At 30.1% G+C, this 23,445-nt stretch carries 20 protein-coding genes, 1 tRNA gene and 1 riboswitch (1 of these 22 running past the window's edge); of the genes, 15 read left to right on the top strand and 6 right to left on the bottom strand.

The window, feature by feature from the left end:
* The first annotated feature begins 10 nt into the window (after window positions 1-10).
* Together HMPREF3125_RS04765 and fabI are read left to right on the top strand one after the other, a co-directional pair.
* Window positions 11-1,855: a monovalent cation:proton antiporter family protein gene (locus HMPREF3125_RS04765; protein ID WP_017637384.1), complete on the top strand. Its 1,845-nt coding sequence runs from the start codon at window positions 11-13 to the stop codon at window positions 1,853-1,855.
* A 212-nt stretch (window positions 1,856-2,067) separates the two neighbouring features.
* Window positions 2,068-2,838, top strand: coding sequence for an enoyl-ACP reductase FabI (gene fabI / locus HMPREF3125_RS04760; protein ID WP_070452258.1), 771 nt, complete (start codon window positions 2,068-2,070; stop codon window positions 2,836-2,838).
* A 193-nt stretch (window positions 2,839-3,031) separates the two neighbouring features.
* Here fabI and cozEa read toward each other — a convergent pair whose 3' ends face one another.
* The gene (cozEa, locus tag HMPREF3125_RS04755; RefSeq protein WP_017637382.1) at window positions 3,032-4,117 is read right to left on the bottom strand and encodes a lipoteichoic acid biosynthesis protein CozEa; all 1,086 of its coding nucleotides are present in this window, start codon (window positions 4,115-4,117) and stop codon (window positions 3,032-3,034) included.
* A 209-nt stretch (window positions 4,118-4,326) separates the two neighbouring features.
* On the opposite strand from cozEa, the gene HMPREF3125_RS04750 reads away from it, so the two are divergent.
* The 3 genes from HMPREF3125_RS04750 (at window position 4,327) to HMPREF3125_RS04740 (ending at window position 7,536) form a co-directional block, all read left to right on the top strand.
* Window positions 4,327-5,892 (top strand): alanine/glycine:cation symporter family protein, encoded by a 1,566-nt coding sequence (locus HMPREF3125_RS04750; protein WP_070452255.1) that lies wholly within the window; start codon window positions 4,327-4,329, stop codon window positions 5,890-5,892.
* 183 nt (window positions 5,893-6,075) lie between these two features.
* Entirely contained in the window at window positions 6,076-6,822 is a 747-nt protein-coding gene (locus tag HMPREF3125_RS04745) for an esterase family protein (RefSeq protein ID WP_029055560.1), read from the top strand.
* Window positions 6,823-7,026: 204 nt separating this feature from the next.
* Window positions 7,027-7,536 (top strand): YjcG family protein, encoded by a 510-nt coding sequence (locus HMPREF3125_RS04740; RefSeq protein ID WP_017637379.1) that lies wholly within the window; start codon window positions 7,027-7,029, stop codon window positions 7,534-7,536.
* A gap of 105 nt (window positions 7,537-7,641) precedes the next feature.
* On the opposite strand, the gene ltaA is transcribed toward HMPREF3125_RS04740, so the two are convergent.
* Window positions 7,642-8,829 carry a lipoteichoic acid biosynthesis MFS flippase LtaA gene (gene ltaA / locus HMPREF3125_RS04735; RefSeq protein WP_070452252.1) on the bottom strand — a complete coding sequence of 396 codons (1,188 nt, stop codon included), beginning with the start codon at window positions 8,827-8,829 and terminating at the stop codon, window positions 7,642-7,644.
* Window positions 8,807-9,982 (bottom strand): diglucosyl diacylglycerol synthase, encoded by a 1,176-nt coding sequence (locus tag HMPREF3125_RS04730; protein ID WP_017637377.1) that lies wholly within the window; start codon window positions 9,980-9,982, stop codon window positions 8,807-8,809. Before HMPREF3125_RS04730 ends, ltaA begins: the two co-directional genes overlap by 23 nt.
* A 588-nt stretch (window positions 9,983-10,570) precedes the next feature.
* Between HMPREF3125_RS04730 and HMPREF3125_RS04725 the strand changes: the two genes are divergently transcribed.
* From HMPREF3125_RS04725 to HMPREF3125_RS04695, 7 genes are all read left to right on the top strand, one after another.
* Window positions 10,571-12,055 carry a UDP-N-acetylmuramoyl-L-alanyl-D-glutamate--L-lysine ligase gene (locus HMPREF3125_RS04725; RefSeq protein ID WP_070452249.1) on the top strand — a complete coding sequence of 495 codons (1,485 nt, stop codon included), beginning with the start codon at window positions 10,571-10,573 and terminating at the stop codon, window positions 12,053-12,055.
* The gene (locus HMPREF3125_RS04720; RefSeq protein WP_231577495.1) at window positions 12,036-12,293 is read left to right on the top strand and encodes a YueH family protein; all 258 of its coding nucleotides are present in this window, start codon (window positions 12,036-12,038) and stop codon (window positions 12,291-12,293) included. The genes HMPREF3125_RS04725 and HMPREF3125_RS04720 overlap by 20 nt, the downstream gene beginning before the upstream one ends.
* Window positions 12,293-13,855 carry a peptide chain release factor 3 gene (locus HMPREF3125_RS04715; RefSeq protein WP_070452246.1) on the top strand — a complete coding sequence of 521 codons (1,563 nt, stop codon included), beginning with the start codon at window positions 12,293-12,295 and terminating at the stop codon, window positions 13,853-13,855. Before HMPREF3125_RS04720 ends, HMPREF3125_RS04715 begins: the two co-directional genes overlap by 1 nt.
* Before the next feature lie 123 nt (window positions 13,856-13,978).
* Window positions 13,979-14,089, top strand: a riboswitch (yybP-ykoY riboswitch).
* Window positions 14,090-14,159: 70 nt separating this feature from the next.
* The gene (locus HMPREF3125_RS04710) at window positions 14,160-14,966 is read left to right on the top strand and encodes a TerC family protein (protein ID WP_046466527.1); all 807 of its coding nucleotides are present in this window, start codon (window positions 14,160-14,162) and stop codon (window positions 14,964-14,966) included.
* Between the two features lie 205 nt (window positions 14,967-15,171).
* Window positions 15,172-17,013, top strand: coding sequence for a S1C family serine protease (locus HMPREF3125_RS04705; RefSeq protein ID WP_070452242.1), 1,842 nt, complete (start codon window positions 15,172-15,174; stop codon window positions 17,011-17,013).
* A gap of 16 nt (window positions 17,014-17,029) precedes the next feature.
* The gene (locus HMPREF3125_RS04700) at window positions 17,030-18,388 is read left to right on the top strand and encodes a TrkH family potassium uptake protein (protein WP_017637371.1); all 1,359 of its coding nucleotides are present in this window, start codon (window positions 17,030-17,032) and stop codon (window positions 18,386-18,388) included.
* 144 nt (window positions 18,389-18,532) lie between these two features.
* Window positions 18,533-20,041 carry a bifunctional metallophosphatase/5'-nucleotidase gene (locus tag HMPREF3125_RS04695; RefSeq protein WP_017637370.1) on the top strand — a complete coding sequence of 503 codons (1,509 nt, stop codon included), beginning with the start codon at window positions 18,533-18,535 and terminating at the stop codon, window positions 20,039-20,041.
* Window positions 20,042-20,197: 156 nt separating this feature from the next.
* Here the strand turns inward: HMPREF3125_RS04695 and HMPREF3125_RS04690 are convergent, their stop codons facing one another.
* Together HMPREF3125_RS04690 and HMPREF3125_RS04685 are read right to left on the bottom strand one after the other, a co-directional pair.
* On the bottom strand, window positions 20,198-20,800 hold the full coding sequence (locus HMPREF3125_RS04690) for a CPBP family glutamic-type intramembrane protease (RefSeq protein ID WP_017637369.1): 603 nt from the start codon (window positions 20,798-20,800) through the stop codon (window positions 20,198-20,200).
* Between the two features lie 5 nt (window positions 20,801-20,805).
* Entirely contained in the window at window positions 20,806-20,991 is a 186-nt protein-coding gene (locus HMPREF3125_RS04685; protein WP_002450747.1) for a YkvS family protein, read from the bottom strand.
* Window positions 20,992-21,194: 203 nt separating this feature from the next.
* Here HMPREF3125_RS04685 and HMPREF3125_RS04680 point away from each other — a divergent pair, with 203 nt between their 5' ends.
* Window positions 21,195-22,181 carry a lipoate--protein ligase gene (locus HMPREF3125_RS04680; protein ID WP_070452240.1) on the top strand — a complete coding sequence of 329 codons (987 nt, stop codon included), beginning with the start codon at window positions 21,195-21,197 and terminating at the stop codon, window positions 22,179-22,181.
* A gap of 78 nt (window positions 22,182-22,259) precedes the next feature.
* Here HMPREF3125_RS04680 and HMPREF3125_RS04675 read toward each other — a convergent pair whose 3' ends face one another.
* The gene (locus HMPREF3125_RS04675) at window positions 22,260-22,478 is read right to left on the bottom strand and encodes an IDEAL domain-containing protein (protein ID WP_017637367.1); all 219 of its coding nucleotides are present in this window, start codon (window positions 22,476-22,478) and stop codon (window positions 22,260-22,262) included.
* Window positions 22,479-22,695: 217 nt separating this feature from the next.
* Here HMPREF3125_RS04675 and HMPREF3125_RS04670 point away from each other — a divergent pair, with 217 nt between their 5' ends.
* Window positions 22,696-23,265 carry a competence protein ComK gene (locus tag HMPREF3125_RS04670; RefSeq protein WP_017637366.1) on the top strand — a complete coding sequence of 190 codons (570 nt, stop codon included), beginning with the start codon at window positions 22,696-22,698 and terminating at the stop codon, window positions 23,263-23,265.
* 148 nt (window positions 23,266-23,413) lie between these two features.
* Window positions 23,414-23,445: transfer RNA gene (locus tag HMPREF3125_RS04665), tRNA-OTHER, on the top strand; it runs 60 nt beyond the window's last position.

Genomic DNA, 23,445 nt, shown 5'->3' with positions numbered 1-23,445 from the left:
GGAGGAACTAATGGAGTTCTTATCACTTGTGATTGTAGTTGTAGCTGCATTCTTAACACCTATTATAATAAATAGGTTGAATATTAATTTTTTACCTGTCGTAGTTGCTGAAATATTAATGGGGATAATTATAGGTAATTCATTTTTAAACTTAGTAACCAAAGATTCTATGCTTAGTATTTTATCAACATTAGGCTTTATCTTTTTAATGTTTTTAAGTGGATTAGAAATTGATTTTAACGCCTTTAAAAAAGATTCTCGTCCTCGACAAGGTGAAAGAAAAGAAGAGAAGAAATTACCAGGTCATTTAAACCTCGCAATGACAGTATTTGCATTAATCATGATTGTTTCAATTATTTTAGCATACGCATTAAAATGGTTTGGTTTAATAGATGATGTATTATTAATGATAATTATCATATCTACTATTTCATTAGGTGTGGTAGTTCCGACATTAAAAGAAATGAATATAATGAGAACGACTATTGGACAATTTATCTTGTTAGTTGCGGTATTAGCCGATTTAGTAACAATGATATTACTAACAATTTATGGTGCGGTTAACGGTCACGGTGGTAGTACCATCTGGCTTACAGGCATTTTGGTAGTATTTACAATTATTTTCTACGTTATTGGAGTACTATTTAAACGAATGTCATTTTTACAAAAATTAATGGGTGGTACTACACAAATTGGTATACGTGCTGTATTTGCATTGATTATATTACTTGTTGCATTAGCAGAAGGTGTTGGTGCTGAATACATACTTGGTGCATTCTTAGCTGGCGTAGTTGTATCATTATTAAATCCTGATGAAGAAATGGTTGAGAAATTAGACTCATTTGGATACGGATTTTTCATTCCTATATTCTTTATTATGGTGGGTGTAGATTTAGACATTCCATCATTAGTGAAAGAACCATCATTGTTAATCATTATACCTATTTTAATTTTGGCTTTTATAGTATCTAAGCTAATTCCAGTATTTCTTATAAAACGATGGTTTGATATGAAGACGACTGTTGCTTCAGCATTCTTATTAACGTCAACGCTATCATTAGTTATTGCTGCAGCTAAAATCGCTGAACAATTAAAGACAATTTCAGCAGAAACATCAGGGTTACTTATTTTAAGTGCAGTCATTACTTGTGTCTTTGTGCCTGTTATTTTTAAAAAGCTATTCCCAGTTCCTAATGAAATGAATCGTCGTATTGAGGTAAGCTTGATAGGTAAAAACCAACTGACTATTCCTATCGTACAGAATTTAACTTCCCAATTGTATGACATTTCACTTTATTATCGTAAAGATTTAAGTGATAGTCGTAAATTATCCGATGAAATTACTATGGTCGAAATCGCTGATTATGAACAAGGAATACTTGAAAGATTAGGGTTATTCGATCGTGACATCGTTGTATGTGCGACTAATGATGATGAAATCAACCGAAAAGTCGCTTTGATGGCTAAAGAACATGGCGTAGAACGAGTGATATGTAGACTTGAAAGTACAAATGAAGACTTAGAAATGAAATCGTTAGGCATAGAAATATTTAGTAATTATCTAAGTAATAAAATATTACTTAAAGGATTAATAGAAACGCCGAATATGCTTAACTTATTAAGTAATGTAGAAACATCTCTATATGAAATACAAATGTTGAATTATAAATATGAGAACATTCAATTACGAAATTTCCCATTCGGTGGAGATATTATTTTTGTAAGAATTGTGCGCAATAATGATTCTATTGTTCCTCATGGTGATACGCAATTACGTTATAAAGATAGACTTATTGTGACAGGTTCAAAAGAATATGTAGATGAGTTAAAACAAGAATTAGAATTCTATTATTAATAAAGGATTATGGATCTGTAAGTATACATCATACTTACAGATCTTTTTAATTATATAAATAATATGAAATTTAATATAAGTATAGTGTGAACTATAGAGTAAATCTAAAATGCTTTATTATCAGGTACTAAAAATGTTAAAATATATTGAGTGAAAAATTTAGAAACGTTTGAAATGATTTATTATATATCTTATTAAAAGGAGTTATTTGCATGTTAAATCTTGAAAATAAAACTTATGTCATTATGGGAATTGCCAATAAACGTAGTATTGGTTTTGGCGTTGCCAAAGTACTAGATCAACTAGGTGCTAAATTAATATTTACATATCGTAAAGATCGTAGCCGTAAAGAATTAGAAAAATTATTAGATCAACTTAATCAATCAGAACAACGTTTATATCAAATCGATGTTCAAAGTGATGAAGATGTTGTTAATGGCTTTGCTAAAATCGGTGAAGATGTAGGCAATATTGATGGCGTTTATCATTCAATTGCTTTTGCCAACATGGAAGATTTAAGAGGACGTTTCTCTGAAACATCAAGAGAAGGTTTCTTATTAGCGCAAGATATTAGTTCATATTCACTAACTATTGTTGCAAATGAAGCTAAAAAATTAATGCCTGAAGGTGGAAGCATTGTTGCTACAACTTATTTAGGTGGAGAATTTGCTGTACAAAACTATAATGTTATGGGCGTAGCTAAAGCAAGTTTAGAAGCAAATGTTAAATATTTAGCACTAGACTTAGGTGAAGATAACATCCGTGTAAATGCAATCTCAGCTGGTCCTATTCGTACTTTAAGTGCTAAAGGTGTAGGTGGATTTAACACAATTCTTAAAGAAATTGAAGAACGTGCACCATTAAAACGTAACGTTGACCAAGAAGAAGTAGGTAAAACAGCGGCTTACTTATTAAGTGATTTTTCTAGCGGTGTTACAGGTGAAAACATCCATGTTGATGGTGGATACCACGCAATTAAATAATAAAGCTAGGAATTTTAAAACGAAAGCTACAAAATAAATCAAATGACCAAGTGAGATGTCTTTACGACCCACTTGGTTTTTGTTTTATGTGATTAGTTGAAGAAGTATTGGAAAACAATAAAAAACTGTGAAGAAGGCTATAGGCATCTTCACAGCTTTTTTAGTTATAATTTTATGTTATGTGAAAGAATATCTAATCTTTAACGTTACTATTCGCTTTATCGATAATTCGTTGACGATATTTAAAGATATTGCTAATTATTGTTTTTAATACTGCATATAAAGGTACAGCGATTAATATTAGTGTAAAACCACCTAAATCTCCAGCTGCTAAAATAACCACAATGATTGTTAATGGATGCATGCTTAGTGATTTACCCATAACATTTGGTGTAATGACATTTCCTTCTAATTGTTGTGCAATTAAAGTGATAACACACACCCAAACAAAAGTCGTCGGACCATCGATAATACCTAAAATAGCTGCTGGCGTGAATGAAAGCCATGGACCTAAGAATGGTATTAAATTAGCTACACCAGCAAATAATACTAATAATGGTGTATAAGGTAATCCAATAATTGTATAACCAATATATAAGATAATACCTAAAATAACACTAACTGTTACTTGTCCTTGGATATATGACTTCAACGTGTAGTTTAAATCTTTCAATAAATCTACTACAAATACTTTACGTTCTCCTTTGAAAAATTTACCAACTGCTGGAATGAATTTTTCGTGATCTTTTAACATATAAATAAGGAAGAACGGTACCATAATCAATAAGAAAATAGTAGAAATTAATGATGTGATATATGAAAGTGAGTTTGATAAGACATCTGTTACGCCATCACCCATTGATTTAACCATATTATTAATACGGTGAGTGACATCATTTGGTAATTTATCAATTTGAGTTAGTGCGAAATTAACCAGACGCTCAGTTTCTCTTTGTAATGCTGGTGTTTGTTTAATCAAATTATTCATATTTGAAATTAAGATTGGTGCAATAAAGGCTACAACTATAGCAATTATTGCTATTAACACGACAAATATAGTTACAATACTAGCCCATCTTGGAAATCCCCATTTTTCTAATAAATTTTGAAATGGTAAACATATATAAAATAAGAAACCACTAATAATAAATGGAAGGAAAACAGATCCAATAATGGTAACAATAGGGGTAAATACTTCATGCACTTGCATAAATAGTTTGATGAGTATGAACAACATAATTAAAGCTATGCCAGTTCGGAACCAAACTTTATTTAACATATATGATAGTCCTCCTGAAATTTTTCATTTTTTGATAGTCTTATATAGTATATCTCAAAATTCAATACTACAAAAGAGCCATATCGTTTAAATAAAGCGCACAAATAGATAATAATATAATACATTTTATATAAAATTCTAAAAATATATTGATAAGTGTAAATATACATCGTATAATTTTTTTAATCTATTGATTAGGGAGGTATACGATGATTGAAAATATCGTTGCATTTTTAAATGAACTGGTTTGGAGTAAACCATTAGTATATGGATTATTATTTACGGGTATATTTTTTAGTTTAATGATGCGCTTTTTCCAAGTAAGACATTTTAAAGAAATGATTCGTTTAATGTTTCAGGGAGAAAAATCACCTAGTGGTATTTCTAGTTTTCAAGCTATAGCCATGTCATTAGCGGGGCGTGTTGGTACTGGTAATATAGTTGGTGTATCAACAGCAATCTTTATTGGAGGTCCTGGTGCAGTATTTTGGATGTGGATGAGTGCCTTTTTAGGAGCTAGTAGTGCATTTATTGAATCAACATTAGGACAGATCTTTAAACGTGAAGTTAACGGTGAATATCGTGGTGGTCCAGCATATTATATCGAATATGGTATCGGTGGTAAGTTGGGTAAGATTTACGGATTAGCATTTGCAATAGTTACGATTATATCTGCCGGATTATTATTGCCTGGTGTACAAGCAAATGCAATCACAAGTTCTATGAATAACGCTTTCAATATACCTAATTGGGTAGTTGCTGTGATCGTCGTAATTATTTTAGCGTTAATCATTTTTGGTGGATTACGTTCAATTGCTAATGTAGCTACTGCTGTCGTACCATTTATGGCTGTAATTTATATTTTGATGGCAATCATCATTATTGTGATTAACATTCAAGCTGTTCCAGCATTATTAGCTGAAATATTCAAATCTGCTTTTGGATTACAATCAGCATTTGGTGGAATTGTAGGCGCTATGATTGAAATTGGAGTTAAAAGAGGACTGTTTTCTAATGAAGCGGGGCAAGGTACTGGACCGCATCCAGCTTCAGCTGCAGAAGTATCTCATCCAGCAAAACAAGGATTAGTTCAATCATTTTCAGTTTATGTGGATACTTTATTTGTATGTACAGCGACAGCGTTAATTATTTTGCTTTCAGGTACATATAACGTTACAGATGGTCAAAATAATGCTAATGGCACACCACATTTAATAAAAAATGGTGGTGTATTTGTAGAAAATGCAGATGGTAGTAAAGATTATTCAGGTACAGCTATGTATGTACAAGCAGGTATAGATAAAGCATTTCATGGTAGTAGTTACCATTTTGATACTCATTTTTCTGGAATAGGTTCTTATTTTGTAGCAATTGCGTTATTCTTCTTTGCTTTTACGACAATAATAGCTTATTACTATATTGCTGAAACAAATGTAGCTTATATAACTAGAAAGCAAAACAATCATACAACCAATATTGCATTTATTCTCATAAGATTAGGAATCATTATTGCAACATTATATGGTGGTATTAAAACTGCAGATGTTGCTTGGGCTTTAGGTGATTTAGGGGCAGGTCTTATGGCGTGGTTAAACATTATAGCGATATGGATACTACATAAACCATCTATAGAAGCATTAAAAGATTATGAAGTACAGAAGTCACGTTTAGGTTCAGGTTATCATGCATTATATAAACCTGATGCGAAAAAACTACCTAATGCTATCTTTTGGTTGAAAACCTATCCTGAAAGATTGAAAAAAGTAAGTAAATAAAACAGGATGTTATATATATAACGTTAATGAATTTATTTACGGAAAATAGTTGTTTATTAAAGAATTAAAATTACAATTAACAACTGAATTTCTTAATTTATTAAAAACTTTAAAATCTACATAATTTAAAAATATAACGTCTCTTGGTACAATGTTATTAATACTACTAGGGGGCGTTTTAACATGTCTGAATTTAAACCAGGTAAAATCAATAAACATCAATTTTATAGCGATATTTTAGAAAGAGAAGTTACGATATCGATTTATTTACCTGAAGATTATACAGATTTATTTAAACATCAAGTGATTATTTGTTTTGATGGATTAGATTTTTTAAGATTTGGAAGAATTCAAAGAGAATATGAAAGATTGCGTAAAGATCAGGAAATACAACGAGCTATTATTGTAGGATTTCATTACGAGAGTGTTGAAAAACGACGTGAAGAATTTCACCCACAAGGTAGTCGATCACATTTAACTGTTAAAGCAATCGGCAAAGAGTTATTACCATTTATTGATGCTACTTTCCCTACTTACAAAGTAGGTAATGCACGATTATTAATGGGTGATAGTTTGGCTGGAAGTATAGCTTTACTTACTTCATTAACGTATCCAACTATATTTAGCCAAGTAGCTATGCTTAGTCCACAATATGACGATATCATTAAAGAGAAATTGATTGATTGTGAAACAAAAGAACAACTTTCAATTTGGCATGCTATTGGTTTAGAAGAAGAAGATTTTACCTTGCCAACCAATGGGAAACGTGCGAATTTCTTAACGCCAAACCGAGAATTAAATCAACTTATTAAACAATACCATGTGAAGTATGAGTACCAAGAATTCGATGGCGGCCATAACTGGAAATCATGGAAACCAATGTTAGGCGATATACTAAAATACTTTTTAAATGAAGAAATTCCGGACTAACTTAATGAATGAGTATAAAAATAGGTATGTTTTTTAAAGATATAATTTGAAATAATACTGTTTAAAAAATCATAATCAACTTTACATCGTATAAAAATTTTGAAGAATATAGTTTAAAATAGAAAAAATATTTTTAAGTTTAAAGTAACGGTTTTCATGGAATTTTGCTATAATGGAAATAGGTTAAACAAAGGAGGAATTCAAATGATTTTAGGATTAGCGTTAATCCCATCAAAGTCATTTCAAGAAGAGGTAAATGCATATCGTAAGCGTTATGACACTCATTACGCACAAATTATGCCACATATTACTGTGAAATCTCAATTTGAAGTTAATGATGCGGATTTAGATTCAGTTAAAAAAGAAATTGAAACTCGAATTAAAGGTATCTCATCAATCGATATCCATGCTACTAAAGCATCAAGTTTCAAACCAGTAAATAATGTTATTTACTTTAAAGTTGCTAAAAACGACGAACTTGAAGAAATTTTTAATCGATTTGATACAGATGATTTTTATGGTAAGGCTGAACATCAATTTGTACCTCATTTTACAATTGCACAAGGTCTTTCAAGTCAAGAATTTGAAGATATTTATGGTCAAGTAGAATTAGCAGGGGTAGATCATAAAGAGGTAATTGATGAATTATCGTTACTTCAATATCATTCAGAAGATGACAAATGGAACGTTATCGATACATTTAAATTAAATTAATTAGATTTTGAAAACCAATAATTATTAATAGTTAAAACATAAACAAAATGGAGTGAGATAGTGGTATCTATTTTATAATAGATGTCTATCTCACTCCATTTTCTGTTATTTTGCATGTTTTCGATTTATAAAGTAATAACCGTAAAATAAGGCTAAAACTAAGAAAATAAATGCAGAAAAATAAAATGTATTATTTAAGTTATTTGTGAATTGAGTAATTAAACCGCCTAATAATGGACCAATCATAGAACCGAAACCTTGTACACTATTAAAAACGCCCCAAGTTTCTTCTTGTTCTTTAGGATTAATATGGCCTGCCATGAATGTATTCCAAGCTGGAAGTAAAATACCATACATTAATCCAATAAATAAAGCGGTACCCCATACAATATAAATATTTGTGATTAAAGATAATCCAAATATCATTAATGTATATAAAATGAAACCGCCAAATATAATACTATACATAAAGCCTTTGCTGTTTTTATCTATAATTTTTGAAAGGAATAACATAGAAAAAGCACAACCTATGCCACCAATCATAATTGCTAGTGTATATTCAACAGTTGATACATGTACGATTTTAGTTGCGTATGTAGGTAATATAGGGACTAGTGCTGAAATAGCTGCACCTTGTAATAAGATGCCTGGGAATAAAATCATATGTCGTTTAGTTACATCAACAATTTGGAATAATTGTTCTTTTACAGGTTTAGTATTGTAGTTTGTGAGTCTTATATTGACAAAGTAGTATAAAACCCAAGCAATTAAAACTACTAGCGACATCATAAATACAAAATGTAGGGGATGAATTTTAATTAGAAAATTCATGACTACCCAACCTACTAATAAACCTAATAACCAAGCAAAATAAACATAGCCCATTTGTTTGCCTCGTTTATCTTCTTGAACACTTGATAACATAATCACCCATATGGGGCTAACAGCAATACCGAGCATAATTGCACTAATAATGATGATAATTGATGATGACGGAAACCAGATGACTAAGAATAAACTTAGAAATGCCATTAAAAAGCCTGATGTTAGCACTAATCTAGCACCGAATTTTTTTAATAAAAAGCCAATAACAAAATTTGTCGCAGCATCTGCAATAAAATGAATAGAAAAAGCAAGTGATGTCACTGCAACTGCAATTGATGTAACAGTAGGTAAGTAATTAATATAACTTAAAATATACATACCTCTAGCAAATTCCATTAAAAATAAAATGACTAACATAATAATAAAGTTTTTATTATTAGAATAATTATTTAACGAGGAATCTGGCATATAAAGGTACCTTTCCATATATCTCTTCAGGTTGTGAAGAGTGGCCTAATAATTCTAATAAGTCTTTACATAATTTCAAAGTAGAATATTCAATTCTAGATTCTTTCATATTAGAAGTCATTTTATTTAATAAAGTTTCATCATTTGTAATCTGCGTAACGATATCAATAGCTTCTTCTGGCGTATTAGCAATTTTACCCATATTCATTTTTTCAAAATAATGCGCATTTTCTAATTCTTGACCAGGAGCAGGATTTAAAAATACCATTGGAATACAGCGAGTATATCCTTCTGAAATAGTTATTCCGCCTGGTTTAGTAATCATTAATTGGCTTGATGCCATCCATTCATTCATATGTTTAGTAAATCCTAATATTAAAACATCAGGATTATTTTTAAATTTAGCTTGTAATGAACGTTTTAATTCTTTACTGCGTCCACAAATCATAACAACTTGTGAATGTTTACTTTTCTCTAAGATTTCATTAATCATTTGGTCAAAACCTTTTGAAACTCCAAATGCGCCTGCAGACATTAAGATAGTTGGTCTATCTGGATCTAAATGATGTTTACTCAACCACGCTCTTTGATCAATATATTCTTCAAATTTACTAGAAATAGGGATTCCAGTGACTTTAATGTTAGAGGCAGGAACGCCTACTTCCATGAAATCTTCTTTAGTTGTTTCAGTAGCAACATAATAACGTTCTGATTTTGGTGTAATCCAATTTTTTTGCATTCGATAATCAGTCATTACCGTCGCAATTGGAATATTAATATTGAATTGTTCTGTTAATACAGACATTACTGGTGTTGGGAATGTTAACAAAATTAAATCTGGTTTCTCATTAATCAGTATATTTATTAATTTATTTAGACCATAATACTTATAAAAACATTTATCTAGTTGATCAGGGCGGCTATAATAAAAGTTTTTATACATGTTTCTAAAATATTTAAAACTATTGATATACCATTTTTTACATATAGAAGTTAAAATCGGATGTGCTTCCATAAATAAGTCGTGTTGAATAACACTTAAATGGTCCAAATTCATTTCATTTAATTGGTTTACGATACTTTGAGTAACTTGCATATGACCGTTACCGAAAGAACCAGTAATAATCAATATTTTTTTATTTTGAGTAACCATTAAAAGCCACCCTCCGTTAATTTTTAAAATTTATAATAAGTGTAACGTATTTTAATACATTATAAAAGGAATATCACGATTTCCGTTAATTTCATTACCATTGACTTGAAGCAATTTTCTTGTGATTAAACTACAAGTAATACTTTATATGTAGATGTAAAATTTGTATTTATGCATTATACCATAACTATCTTAAAATAAAATTCGAAATTACTTAATAATGATGAAGTATTTTCTTCATAATTACATCAAATAAAATGTTTATCTATACTTTATGTTAGCATGATTCAATTAATAAGTATCATTAATTTCCTAAGCTAACAGTATTTTTAACCATTTTTAATGTTAGATTAATAAATGAGCTTTTAATTTACATTTAATTGTTGAAAATTTTTTGAAAGAAATGGCGATTAAAATCGTATAATCAACCAATTTACTACATATATAATAGAATAATGTTAATTTTTGTAGAGAGTATTACTATAAAAAAGTCGATAACAATGATTACATTTAAATATGAAGAATAAATTTATCATAACCATTAAAACGTGTATAATAGACTTATTGTAAAAAAAGGAGCGATTCATTTTGAATGCGAGTGTATTGTTCGAAAAAATTCGAGTAAAACAAGTAATTGGAACATTAGAAAGAAAAGTAGAAGATATTACTACTGATTCAAGAACAGCTAAAGAAGGCAGTATTTTTGTCGCATCAAAAGGTTATACAGTAGATAGTCATAAATTTTGTCAAAATGTAGTTGATCAAGGATGTAAAATAATTGTAGTTAATAGAGAACAAGAATTAAATGGTGAAGTAACACAAGTCATTGTGCCAGATACATTGAGAGTAGCGAGTCTATTAGCACATACGTTATTTAACTTTCCAAGCCATCAACTAGTTACATATGGGGTAACAGGTACAAATGGTAAGACATCTATTGCTACAATGATTCATCTAATATATAGAAAACTAAATAAAAATAGTGCTTATTTAGGTACAAATGGTTTCCAGATTAATGAAAAGAAAACGAAAGGCGCAAATACAACTCCTGAGACAGTATCTTTAACTAAAAAAATTAAAGTAGCTGCTGATGAAGGTGCTGAAGCTATGACATTAGAAGTATCAAGTCATGGTTTATCACTTGGTCGTTTAAGAGGTGTTGAATTTGATGTTGCTATATTCTCCAATTTAACGCAAGACCATTTAGATTTTCATGGAACAATGGAAGCATATGGACATGCTAAATCATTGTTATTTAGTCAGTTAGGTGAAGACTTAGCAAAAGAAAAATACGCCGTTATAAATAACGATGACTCTTTTTCAGAATATCTTGCTTCTGTGACACCTTATGAAATATTTACATATGGTATTGATAATGAAGCACAGTTCATGGCGACAAATATTAATGAATCATTGCAAGGCGTGAAATTTGAATTTGAAACGCCATTCGGAAGTTATCATGTTGAAAGTCCATATGTCGGCAAATTCAATATATCGAATATTATGGCAGCAATAATTGCGGTTTGGAGTAAAGGAATTTCATTTGAAGAAATTATTAAGGCAGTTAAATCACTTGAACCAGTTGAGGGACGTTTAGAAGTACTGGATCCTAGTTTGCCAATTGATTTAATCATCGATTATGCACATACAGCAGATGGAATGAATAAGTTAATTGATGCAGTTAAACCATTTGTTAAACAAAAATTAATATTTTTAGTGGGTATGGCCGGAGAGCGAGATATGACAAAAACTCCTGAAATGGGTAGTGTCGCTTGTCGTGCAGATTATGTTATTTTTACGCCTGACAATCCCGCTAATGATGATCCGAAAATGCTTACAGCTGAATTAGCTAAAGGCGCTACACATTCAAATTATGTAGAATTTGAGGATAGAGCAGAAGGAATTAAACATGCAATTGACATCGCTGAACCAGGTGATACTGTTGTTCTCGCATCTAAAGGTAGAGAACCTTACCAAATTATGCCGGGACATATCAAAGTTCCTCATCGAGATGATTTAATAGGTCTAGAAGCAGCATATAAAAAATTTGGTGGTGGACCAGTTGAAGATTAGGGAATATACAGATGATTCGAACAAATTTTATGTATATTTTCAAAAATTAAATCAAACACTATTGATAGCAATACCTGATCAATTTTGGTCAGTTGAAATTTCAAATGACTTAAGTATAGAAGAAATTAATGAAACATTATTAATGCAATTTTTTACATTTAATGATGAAAATGAAGCAGAAAATCTTGCTAATAAAGTAACAAGTTGGATTGAAACAATACTAAAGGAGAATGATTAATGAATTTAAAGGAAGAAGTAGAGTCAAGAAAGACCTTTGCTATTATTTCCCATCCCGATGCTGGTAAAACAACATTAACTGAAAAACTATTATATTTCAGTGGAGCCATTCGTGAAGCGGGTACAGTTAAAGGTAAAAAATCTGGGAAATTCGCTACAAGTGACTGGATGAAAGTTGAACAAGAGCGTGGTATCTCAGTAACAAGTTCAGTCATGCAGTTTGATTATGATGATTATAAAATTAATATATTAGATACACCTGGACACGAAGACTTTTCAGAGGATACGTATCGTACATTAATGGCTGTCGATAGTGCTGTAATGGTTATCGACTGTGCAAAAGGTATCGAACCACAAACACTTAAATTGTTTAAAGTTTGTAAAATGAGAGGTATACCTATTTTTACTTTCATTAATAAATTAGACCGTGTGGGTAAAGAACCATTTGACTTATTAGAAGAAATTGAAGAAACGTTAAATATTGATACTTATCCAATGAATTGGCCTGTAGGAATGGGACAAAACTTTTTCGGTATTATCGATAGAAAAAGTAAATCAATTGAACCTTTTAGAGATGAAGAAAATATTTTACATCTAAATGATGATTATGAATTAGAAGAAGATCATGCCATTAAAAATGATAGTGCATTTGAACAAGCTATCGAGGAGTTAATGTTAGTAGAAGGAGCAGGGGAAGATTTTGATAATGATGCATTATTAAATGGTGAATTGACTCCAGTATTTTTCGGTTCTGCTTTAGCTAACTTTGGTGTTCAAAACTTCTTAAATGCATACGTTGATCATGCACCAATGCCTAATGCAAGACAGACTAAAGAAGAAATCGAAGTGAGTCCATTTGATACTGACTTTTCTGGATTTATCTTTAAAATACAAGCTAATATGGATCCTAAACACCGAGATAGAATTGCATTTATGAGAGTTGTTAGTGGTGCATTTGAACGTGGTATGGATGTTACATTACAACGTACTAGTAAGAAACAAAAAATTACACGTTCAACTTCATTTATGGCAGACGATAAAGAAACTGTTAACCATGCTGTAGCTGGAGATATTATTGGGTTATACGACACAGGTAATTACCAAATTGGAGATACGTTAGTAGGCGGTAAGCAAAAATTCAGTTTCCAAGATTTACCACAGTTTACTCCAGAAATATTTATGAAAGTTTCTGCTAAAAATGTAATGAAACAAAAGCATTTTCATAAAGGTATAGAACAACTTGTTCAAGAAGGTGCCATTCAATACTATAAAACGTTACACACTAATCAAATTATTTTAGGTGCTGTTGGTCAGTTACAATTCGAGGTATTCGAACATCGTATGAAAAATGAATACAATGTAGATGTTGTCATGGAACAAGTAGGACGTAAAATTGCTAGATGGATAGAAAATGAAGATGATATTAAAGATAATATGAATACATCTCGTTCTATACTTGTAAATGATCGTTATGATAATAAAGTATTCTTATTTGAAAATGAATTTGCAACACATTGGTTTGAAGAAAAATTCCCAGAAATTAAATTATATAGTTTACTTTAAGATGTTTGATATTGAGTGGTTTGGGTATTAAACAGTATGTTATTACAATTTTATAAAAAAATAAATTGTCATTATGCACATATGTCTGTATAATAACCATATTCACAAATAAATACCTATGACATTTATGTCAGAGGGGAGTAACTTGATGGTCACTTTAACAATTAAGTGATTTTACACTTTATCGTCATTACGAAGTCTTATCTTCCGGTAAAGTGGGCAATAATATTTGCTAAGTGAGACCTTTGCTATTTTTTAGCATAGGTCTCTTTATTTGTAATTTAAATCAAAGGAGTTGTCCACAATGGAATTTGAACCGAGTATGTTATTATCCTATGGATGGGTTCTAATTGTACTAGTATTTTTAGAGGGTTTACTAGCTGCTGATAATGCCATCGTAATGGCGGTTATGGTAAAACATTTGCCACCTAAACAAAGAAAAAAAGCATTATTTTATGGTTTATTAGGTGCATTTGTATTTAGATTTATAGCATTATTCTTAATAAGTATTATAGCTAATTTTTGGTTTATTCAAGCAATTGGTGCGATCTACTTAATTTACATGTCTATTAAAAACTTATGGGATTTCTTCCATAAGACTGAAGAAGACCATCAAAAACATGAAAATGATGACCATCATTTTGATGAAGAAGGCCAAGAGAAAGCTGTTGGACCGAAAGAATTTTGGGCTACAGTATTTAAAGTTGAATTTGCAGATATCGCATTTGCAATTGACTCAATGTTAGCTGCATTAGCAATAGCAGTTACCTTACCTGAAATTGATATTGATTTCGGAGGTATGGATTTAGGTCAATTTGCAGTAATGTTCCTTGGCGGAATGATTGGTGTTATTTTAATGCGTTTTGCTGCTACATGGTTCGTTGAACTATTAAACAAATATCCTGGTTTAGAAGGCGCAGCATTTGCGATTGTAGGCTGGGTAGGTATTAAATTAGTAGTACTCGTGTTAGCACATGAAGATGTTGGTATATTACCTGAAGAATTCCCACATACTGTTTTATGGCAATCAATCTTCTGGGCAGTACTTATTTTACTTGTTGTTATCGGTTGGTTAACATCAGTAGTGAATAATAAAAAGAAAAAGAAATAGTATTAATTGACTTCGTTCAAATTAGAACGAAGTCTTTTTTGTTACTATACAACATTGCAGTTTTAATTATAAAATATTAAAATTTACGTATACATAGGACTTTTTCTTAGGAATATACAATCTTTTCTAGAAAATATTACCTCATTATTATTTGAGTATGTCATAATAAAGATAATTGAGTGAAATGATAGGAGTGAACTATCTAGTGGATAAAAATAAAAAACAAGTCATCCCTCGTAAAAACTATCGACGAGAACGTCGTGAATTCTTCCATAATGAAGAACGAGAAGCTAGAGTAGAACAACAAAAGGAAGAAGAAAGAATTCAAGCAAAAAAAGACGAATATCAATCTAAAGTTAATGAAGAAAGAGTCAAAGACAATTTAAGAAAAGCAAGAATAGAAAAATTGACTAAAGATGAAATTCAACAACAACAAAATATCGCTTCACAATCTAGTAATAAAATGGACAACGACCAAGACTCATCATCACATAATGAATCAAATTTAACGTTACCTGAAGAACATCAATTAAAGCGATCCAAAAATCAATCAAAAGATAACACGAACGATTTAAAACAAACTGACGAAAATGGTATTAATACTGATAAAAGTATAAATACTAGCTCAGAGTTTAATAATTTGGATGAAAATAAGTCAAAAAATAAAATAGATACTGATAAAGATTCTAGTGAAAATAACATAGAATCTAATAGTAAGCATAAATCAAAGAATGAAAAAGAAAATGCTACAAATGACAACGAAACACGTTCAGCTAAAAATAGTGGTTTAACAGAAAGTAAAGAGAGAAGTCATCATCAAAATGAAAAAGAACGCGATAAAGATCACAACAATAAAGCTAAACATATGAGCGCATCTTCATCAGAAAATAAATCTAATAATAAGAATAAAGATTATATTGATATAATTAAATCATTCTTTATTGAACATTGGCCTAAAATTGCTATTATTATTGGTATTATTTTATTAATAATTATCCTTAACGCTATTTTTACTAACGTTAATAAAAACGATCACACCAATGATAGTGCTTTATCACCAACGAATAAACATTATACAGATACAATGAAAAGTGCCAATAGTTCAGTTAAATCTGTTGTTACTGTGGAAAATGAAGAAGTAAAAGATACTTCGGTTCCTAATAACACATCTAAAGCAGATAATGAAATTGGTTCAGGTGTCGTCTACAAAAAAGTGGGCGACTCTCTTTTTATTATGACTAACGCTCACGTAGTGGGTGATAAGGATAAACAAAAAATTACATTTGGAAATAATAAATCAGTTGAAGGTAAGGTTGTTGGAACTGATAAATGGTCTGATATTGCAGTTGTAAAAGCCAAAAGTGTAGATAAGTCCGTTAAAGCAATTAAAACTGGAGATTCCAATCATTTAGTTTTGGGAGAGCCTATATTAGTAGTAGGTAATCCTTTAGGTGTAGATTTTAAAGAGAGTGTATCAGATGGTATCATTTCTGGTTTGAATAGACATGTACCAGTAGATATAGATAAAGACGATAGCTATGATGTATTAATGAAAGCATTTCAAATTAATGCGCCCGTAAATCCAGGGAATTCAGGTGGTGCAGTAGTTGATAGAGATGGTAAACTTATAGGTATTGTATCGCTTAAAATAGATATGGATAACGTTGAAGGAATGGGATTTGCTATTCCTATTAATGAAGCTCAAAAAGTGGCTAGACAGTTAGAAAAAGATGGTAAAATTGAATATCCTAATACTGGTATTAAAATTAAAAATATTGCTGATATAGACAATAGTGAACGTCAATCCATCAATTTACCTGATCAAATTAAAAATGGCGTTTTAATAGGTGAAGTTAAACCTAATTCACTTGGAGATAAATCAGGGTTGAAAAAAGACGATGTAATAGTAGAATTAGATGGTAAAAGATTAGAAGACAATTTACGTTATAGACAAATTATTTTTAGTCATAGGGAAGATAAAGATACATTAAAAGCTAAAATATATCGAAACGGTAAAGAGAAAAGTATAGATATTAAATTAAAATGATGTTGAGGTGAAATGAATGTCGATTTTTGGTCAACTATTAAAAAGGTCCAGTCCTCAACAAGGGATAGTACTTTATTATTTAGCAGCTATAATCGTCGCATTTTTATTATTGAATTTACCATATGTGCATAAGTCTGGCGTTGACGTAAATCCAATAGATACACTTTTTGTGGCTGTATCAGGCATAAGTGTGACTGGATTAACACCAATCAGTATTGTTGATACTTATTCAACTTTTGGTCAAATCATTATATTAGTAATTTTAAATATTGGTGGAATTGGTGTTATGGCTATTGGAACCTTGTTGTGGGTTGTTTTAGGTAAGCACATAGGTATTCGTGAACGTCAACTCATTATGCTTGATAATAATAAAGATACAATGAGTGGAACAGTTAAGCTGATACTTGAAATAGTTAGAACAATAATCGTTATTGAATTTATCGGCGCAATATTGCTTGCATTTTATTTTTACAGAGACAATCCAGATTTAAAATATGCTATTATGCAAGGAATATTTGTTTCTATTTCTGCAACAACAAACGGTGGTCTTGATATTACTGGTGATTCGTTAGTGCCTTATGCAAAAGATTATTTTGTACAAACGATAGTAATGTTTTTAATAGTTTTAGGTTCGATAGGATTCCCAGTATTACTTGAAGTTAAAGCATATATAAAAAATAGAGTAACTAACTTTAGATTCTCATTATTTACGAAAATTACTACTTCAACATATTTATTTTTATTTGTATTTGGTGTGATAATAATATTTCTTTTAGAACATAATCATGCATTTAAAGGCATGAGTTGGCACCAGTCATTGTTTTACTCTCTGTTTCAATCTGCTACAACGAGAAGTGCAGGATTGCAAACTATAGACGTTTCACAATTTAGCGACCCCACAAATATTATTATGAGTTTATTAATGTTTATCGGGTCATCTCCTAGTTCGGTAGGTGGTGGTATACGTACTACTACATTTGCTATTTTAATACTATTTGTTATTAATTTTAGTAATTCGGCAGATAAAACATCCATCAAAGTGTTTAACCGTGAAATTCATATAATGGATATTCAACGTTCATTTATGGTGTTTACAATGGCTTCAATTTTAACATTCACGAGTATGATAATTATATCCGCAGCAGAACAAGGTAAACTAACTTTCTTACAAGTGTTCTTTGAAGTGATGTCAGCATTTGGTACGTGTGGACTCACATTAGGTGTTACAGATGATATTAGTAATTTAACTAAAATTATTTTGATGATATTAATGTTTATCGGACGTGTAGGGTTAATCTCCTTTATCATAATGATAGGGGGACGAAAAGAACCTAAAAAATATCATTATCCTAAAGAACGTATTCAAATTGGTTAAATTCTATATTAAAGGCATTTCAAGTATTAAAAGCTATTTTTACTTGGAGTGTCTTTTTTTAATTAAAAATTATAGGTATAGTAAAAGTGTTATCGTAAAGATATGATTACATGTTAAACTATGCATAATGAGAGGTGTTTTAAGATGGAGAGAAACGAAAATATAAACGTAGATGTAATCGTAACTTCGGATATGCATAGTCATTTTTTAAATGGGGATTATGGATCAAATATCTATCGTGCTGGAACATTTGTTAATAAAGTAAGAGAGAATAATCAAAGAGTTATTTTATTGGATAGCGGTGGTAGTTTAGCCGGCTCACTAGCGGCATTTTATTATGCAATTGTTGCGCCATATAAACGTCATCCAATGATAAAATTAATGAATGCAATGCAATATAATGCAAGTGGTATTAGCCCAAATGAATTTAAATTTGGATTATCGTTTTTAACACGTTCAGTTGCTTTAGCAAGATTTCCGTGGTTATCAGCTAATATAGAATATATCAAAACTAAAGAACCATACTTTTCAACACCATACTCAATTCAAAATTTTGATAATTTGAAAATAGCTATCGTTGGACTAACTGCAGATGGACTTATGAAAAATGAATATGCAGAAATGGAACAAGACGTTAGTATTGAAAAAACAATACTGTCAGCTAAAAGATGGATTAGATATATTCATGAAATAGAAGAACCTGACTTTTTAATTGTAATATATCACGGTGGATTAGATAAATTTAGTAATTCAGAAAAGAAAAATGAAGATAACGTTAACCAAGCTGAAATATTGATGAAAGAAATTGGTGTGATTGATTTAATTATAACTGCACACCAACATCAAACACTTGTAGGACAAGACCATGATACAGTCTACGTTCAAGCCGGACAAGATGCCGAAGAACTTGTTCATGTGAAAATTAAATTTAAAAAAAGAACGAATACATATGAAGTGGAAGAAATATCGCCAGAGGTCATTGATTTAAATGATTATGACGAAGATGAAGATCTACTTAAAGTAACGTATTATGATAGAAAAGCAGTTGAACATTGGGCAAATGAAGTTATAAATGATGAACATGTTAATTTACCTGTTAAAGATTTAGCTGAGTTAGTAGGTCAACCACATCCATTTGCTCAATTATTACATGATAGTATTAGATTAGCTTATGATTACCCAATTAGTTGCGTTCACGTACCTAAGAATGGCGAAGAAGGGCTGCATGGTATTATATCTAATCGTCAAATTTATGAGGCTTATCCATATCCAGATAAACCTGTAGATTTAACAATAAAAGGTCAATGTATTAAAGATATATTAGAATTTTCTTATTCATATATTGAGTTTGAAGCGGATACACTAAAATCTACGCTTATTGACGAAACACTATGCACATTGTGGCAGGGATTTGATTATAAAGTAGATATGACTAAAGAACCTTTTAATCGTGTCACGTTGGATAATATTAATCCAAATAATTTATATAGAATAGTAATGACTGATTATTGTTTCAGAAACTATCAATCGTATTTAAAAGATGCAACGATTCATCATACTAGTGAAGAAACTATGAGCATGTTAATTGCTAAAAATTTAGCTGATTCAAAATATAAGATTAATTTAGAACAAAACTTTGAGGTGTTTAAATAACATTTTTAATATTTACCCTCTCACTTATAATAACGTTGTAAAAATGAAAATTACTTTATTTATTATAAAAGAGCTCCAAATCGAGTTACTATAACCGATTTGAAGCTCTTTTATAATATGTTATGTTTTAATATTTCTGAAAAATAAAATCAGAATCTATCCATGAAAAATTAATAATAAAATGATAGCAACAATTTGTGCAATTGATGTTGTAGCAATACGTCTAGAATATTCGTAACTGATTGATAATAATAATTGAGTTATAAAAATAAATATCACTATCGACCAATTATCTAAATATATAAATAGAGAGCTTGAACAAATTGCAGTGATTAAAATAGATAACCAGTTAGGCAAATTGTATTTATCTAACTCACTTTGTAAAACAGTACGCATATATAATTCATGACATGGTATAACAAATAATAATGTAATTAGCATTTGCCATTTCCAATGAACGCCTGTTTTAGTTAATTCTCGAATCAATGAAGCATAGGTTAAATCAGATGTTATCAGTGATAAAACCAATTGAATAATAATTAAAATAATACTGGCTATAATACCAATGCCTATAGAGGTTAATAAACGCTTTGATTTGATATCTCTTTGATAAAACACATAACTAATACCAGCAATAAGCATAATTCCTGTATATAAATACCAGTATTCTTGATGCTCGCCCCACATGATAAGTAAAATAGCATGAAAAACTATGAAACTAATTATAAACCATAGCAAAGCTTTCGAAACTTTTTTCATTTCAATTAACCTTCTTGTTCAACAATTTTATAACGTTTATGGTTAATAACCGTTTTTTCAGGTAAATCAAGTGAATTGAAGTTTTCCATAATAGTTAAGTCAACGATAACTGAGTTGTCATTTATTTTTTCTACACGGCCTCTTAAACCATCATAAAATTCTACGATATTACCTACTTCTGCAACAGTCATTTCGAGTCCTCCCTTAATTCATAGCTAGACTATATTGTACTAAAAATTACGCTACAAATAAACTAATAACACTAAAAACCCTACAATTTAATTCATAAATTATGAAAAATTTGTCATTATTGAGTAAATAATTGGAATTTTAAATGTAAATAAGGCATAAATAAAGTAAGGGCATATATAGAATCTATTAAGGAGAGTTTTATATGAAATTTATAAGTAACAATAATATAACTGATCCAACATTGAATTTAGCTATGGAAGAATATGTCTTAAAAAACCTTCCAGCTGAAGAAAGCTATTTTTTATTTTATGTTAATCGCCCATCAATAATCGTAGGTAAAAATCAAAATACCATTGAAGAAGTTAATAAAACATACGTTGATGAAAAAGGAATTGACGTAGTACGAAGAATTTCTGGTGGTGGTGCAGTTTACCATGATACTGGTAATTTGAATTTTAGTTTTATCACTGATGATGACGGTAATAGTTTCCATAACTTTAAAAAGTTTACAGAGCCTATTGTGCAGGCTTTACAATCACTTGGCGTCAATGCGGAAATGACAGGCCGTAATGATATTCAAGTGGGAGCTGCAAAAATTTCTGGTAATGCAATGGTTAAAGTGAAAGATAGAATGTTTAGTCATGGTACTTTGATGTTAAATAGTGAGTTAGATGAAGTTCAAAATGCATTAAAAGTAAATCCAGCAAAAATTAAATCTAAAGGTATTAAGTCAGTACGTAAACGTGTTGCAAACATTGAAGAATTTTTAAATGAGCCAATTAATATTGATCAATTTAAACAAATTATATTGAAAACGATATTTGGTGAACAACAAGTTGAAGAATATATTCTAACAGATGAAGACTGGAAAAATATCGAAAAACTCAGTAATGAGAAATACCGCACATGGGATTGGAATTATGGTAAAAATCCTAAATATAATTTTGAACGTGAAGAGAAATTTGATAGAGGTTTCATTCAAATTAAATTGGATGTAAAAAAAGGAAAAATAGAACACGCTAAAATATTTGGTGATTTCTTTGGGGAAGGGGATATTACCGAATTAGAACATGCATTGGAAGGTTGTTTACATGACTTTAATCACTTGGAAGAAGCTTTAGCAAATTACGATTTATATCATTATTTTGGTGATATAGATAGAAATGAAATATTAAGATTAATGTCTTAATTAATATAAATTAAAAGGTCTATTCTCTAGCTCAATTAAGTAGGGAATAGACCTTATTTTGAATGACTCGAATCTAAATTATTCACTGAGTAATGCCTCCAAATTTTTATATTCTACCATGTACTCGTTGAATGCATTTTCGTCTTTATTGACTAATGCTTCATCGATTAAAGTTCTCAGTTCTTTTTTTCTTACTTCTCTAAGTGCTTCGTCAATGACAAGTTCAACGCCTAAATCATTAACAGTAGTTACAAATTGTTCTAGTGTCGTATGCTTCACATGAGTATTATGATTCATAAAGATCTCGACCTTTCAATTGTATTTATTATATAAATATTATACATATTTTGAATTTTGAAATCAATGAATTTTCTGACTTTTTATCAAGAAATATGTATATTATTACACCGAAAGGAGAACTTGACTTTACACAATTTTGTTATAAAATAAAAAATGTATTATTACTCAAAAAATTAAGGGTAATAATAAAACTAAATAAAGTGAGGTTTTCCCTATGACAACTCAGAGTATTTACGTTATTAGAAAGGGAGATATGGTTATCAGACCTAACTATGATGAAAATAATCAGCAAAATGGTTCTGAAATATTAAGGTATGATAAGTCAATTATTCAGAGTCCATTTAAGGTTCAAAAGATTATTGAAAGATCATGCAAATTTTACGGTAATAATTATTTAAGTAAAAAAGCAGAAACTAATCGTATTACAGGTATTTCTAGTAAACCCCCGATTTTATTAACACCCATTTTTCCTACTTATTTTTTCCCAACACATTCTGACAGGCAAGAAGAAAATTTATGGATTAACATGCATTATGTTGAATCAATTAAAGAATTAAAACATCGTAAATGTAAAATCACATTTGCTAATAATGAAACGATTATTTTGAACATATCATTTCACAGTTTATGGCATCAATACACCAATGCAATTATCTTTTATTACATGGTTGATAAACAATCCCGCATGAAATCAAATGACCCCGATAAACCTATTGATTATGAAAAATCCTCTTTAAATATCTTTGAAGCACTTTCACGTTATTCCCTATTTGTAGACAAATAAAAATATGTTGAAGTTTATAATATCTGGAACGTTATATTAATTTAGTGTAAATGTTCCGCATATTTTTTTAAGTTATCTCTTGAAAATTTGTACAATATTGATATAATAATATTTGTGCTTGATAGAGATATCAATAAAATTTAATTAATCCGCAGTAGCTCAGTGGTAGAGCTATCGGCT

It is taken from the genome of Staphylococcus sp. HMSC13A10 (assembly GCF_001808005.1).
Classification (GTDB): Bacteria; Bacillota; Bacilli; order Staphylococcales; family Staphylococcaceae; genus Staphylococcus; species Staphylococcus pasteuri.
The sequence above is the reverse complement of the archived record's forward strand: the minus strand, read 5'-3'. Positions and strand labels throughout refer to the sequence as shown.

Coding starts and splice junctions, on each gene's coding strand:
- HMPREF3125_RS04765 (WP_017637384.1), top strand. CDS start 11: ATGGAGTTCTTATCACTTGTGATTGTAGTTGTAGCTGCATTCTTAACA.
- fabI (WP_070452258.1), top strand. CDS start 2,068: ATGTTAAATCTTGAAAATAAAACTTATGTCATTATGGGAATTGCCAAT.
- cozEa (WP_017637382.1), bottom strand. CDS start 4,117: ATGTTAAATAAAGTTTGGTTCCGAACTGGCATAGCTTTAATTATGTTG.
- HMPREF3125_RS04750 (WP_070452255.1), top strand. CDS start 4,327: ATGATTGAAAATATCGTTGCATTTTTAAATGAACTGGTTTGGAGTAAA.
- HMPREF3125_RS04745 (WP_029055560.1), top strand. CDS start 6,076: ATGTCTGAATTTAAACCAGGTAAAATCAATAAACATCAATTTTATAGC.
- HMPREF3125_RS04740 (WP_017637379.1), top strand. CDS start 7,027: ATGATTTTAGGATTAGCGTTAATCCCATCAAAGTCATTTCAAGAAGAG.
- ltaA (WP_070452252.1), bottom strand. CDS start 8,829: ATGCCAGATTCCTCGTTAAATAATTATTCTAATAATAAAAACTTTATT.
- HMPREF3125_RS04730 (WP_017637377.1), bottom strand. CDS start 9,982: ATGGTTACTCAAAATAAAAAAATATTGATTATTACTGGTTCTTTCGGT.
- HMPREF3125_RS04715 (WP_070452246.1), top strand. CDS start 12,293: ATGAATTTAAAGGAAGAAGTAGAGTCAAGAAAGACCTTTGCTATTATT.
- HMPREF3125_RS04710 (WP_046466527.1), top strand. CDS start 14,160: ATGGAATTTGAACCGAGTATGTTATTATCCTATGGATGGGTTCTAATT.
- HMPREF3125_RS04700 (WP_017637371.1), top strand. CDS start 17,030: ATGTCGATTTTTGGTCAACTATTAAAAAGGTCCAGTCCTCAACAAGGG.
- HMPREF3125_RS04695 (WP_017637370.1), top strand. CDS start 18,533: ATGGAGAGAAACGAAAATATAAACGTAGATGTAATCGTAACTTCGGAT.
- HMPREF3125_RS04690 (WP_017637369.1), bottom strand. CDS start 20,800: ATGAAAAAAGTTTCGAAAGCTTTGCTATGGTTTATAATTAGTTTCATA.
- HMPREF3125_RS04685 (WP_002450747.1), bottom strand. CDS start 20,991: ATGACTGTTGCAGAAGTAGGTAATATCGTAGAATTTTATGATGGTTTA.
- HMPREF3125_RS04680 (WP_070452240.1), top strand. CDS start 21,195: ATGAAATTTATAAGTAACAATAATATAACTGATCCAACATTGAATTTA.
- HMPREF3125_RS04675 (WP_017637367.1), bottom strand. CDS start 22,478: ATGAATCATAATACTCATGTGAAGCATACGACACTAGAACAATTTGTA.
- HMPREF3125_RS04670 (WP_017637366.1), top strand. CDS start 22,696: ATGACAACTCAGAGTATTTACGTTATTAGAAAGGGAGATATGGTTATC.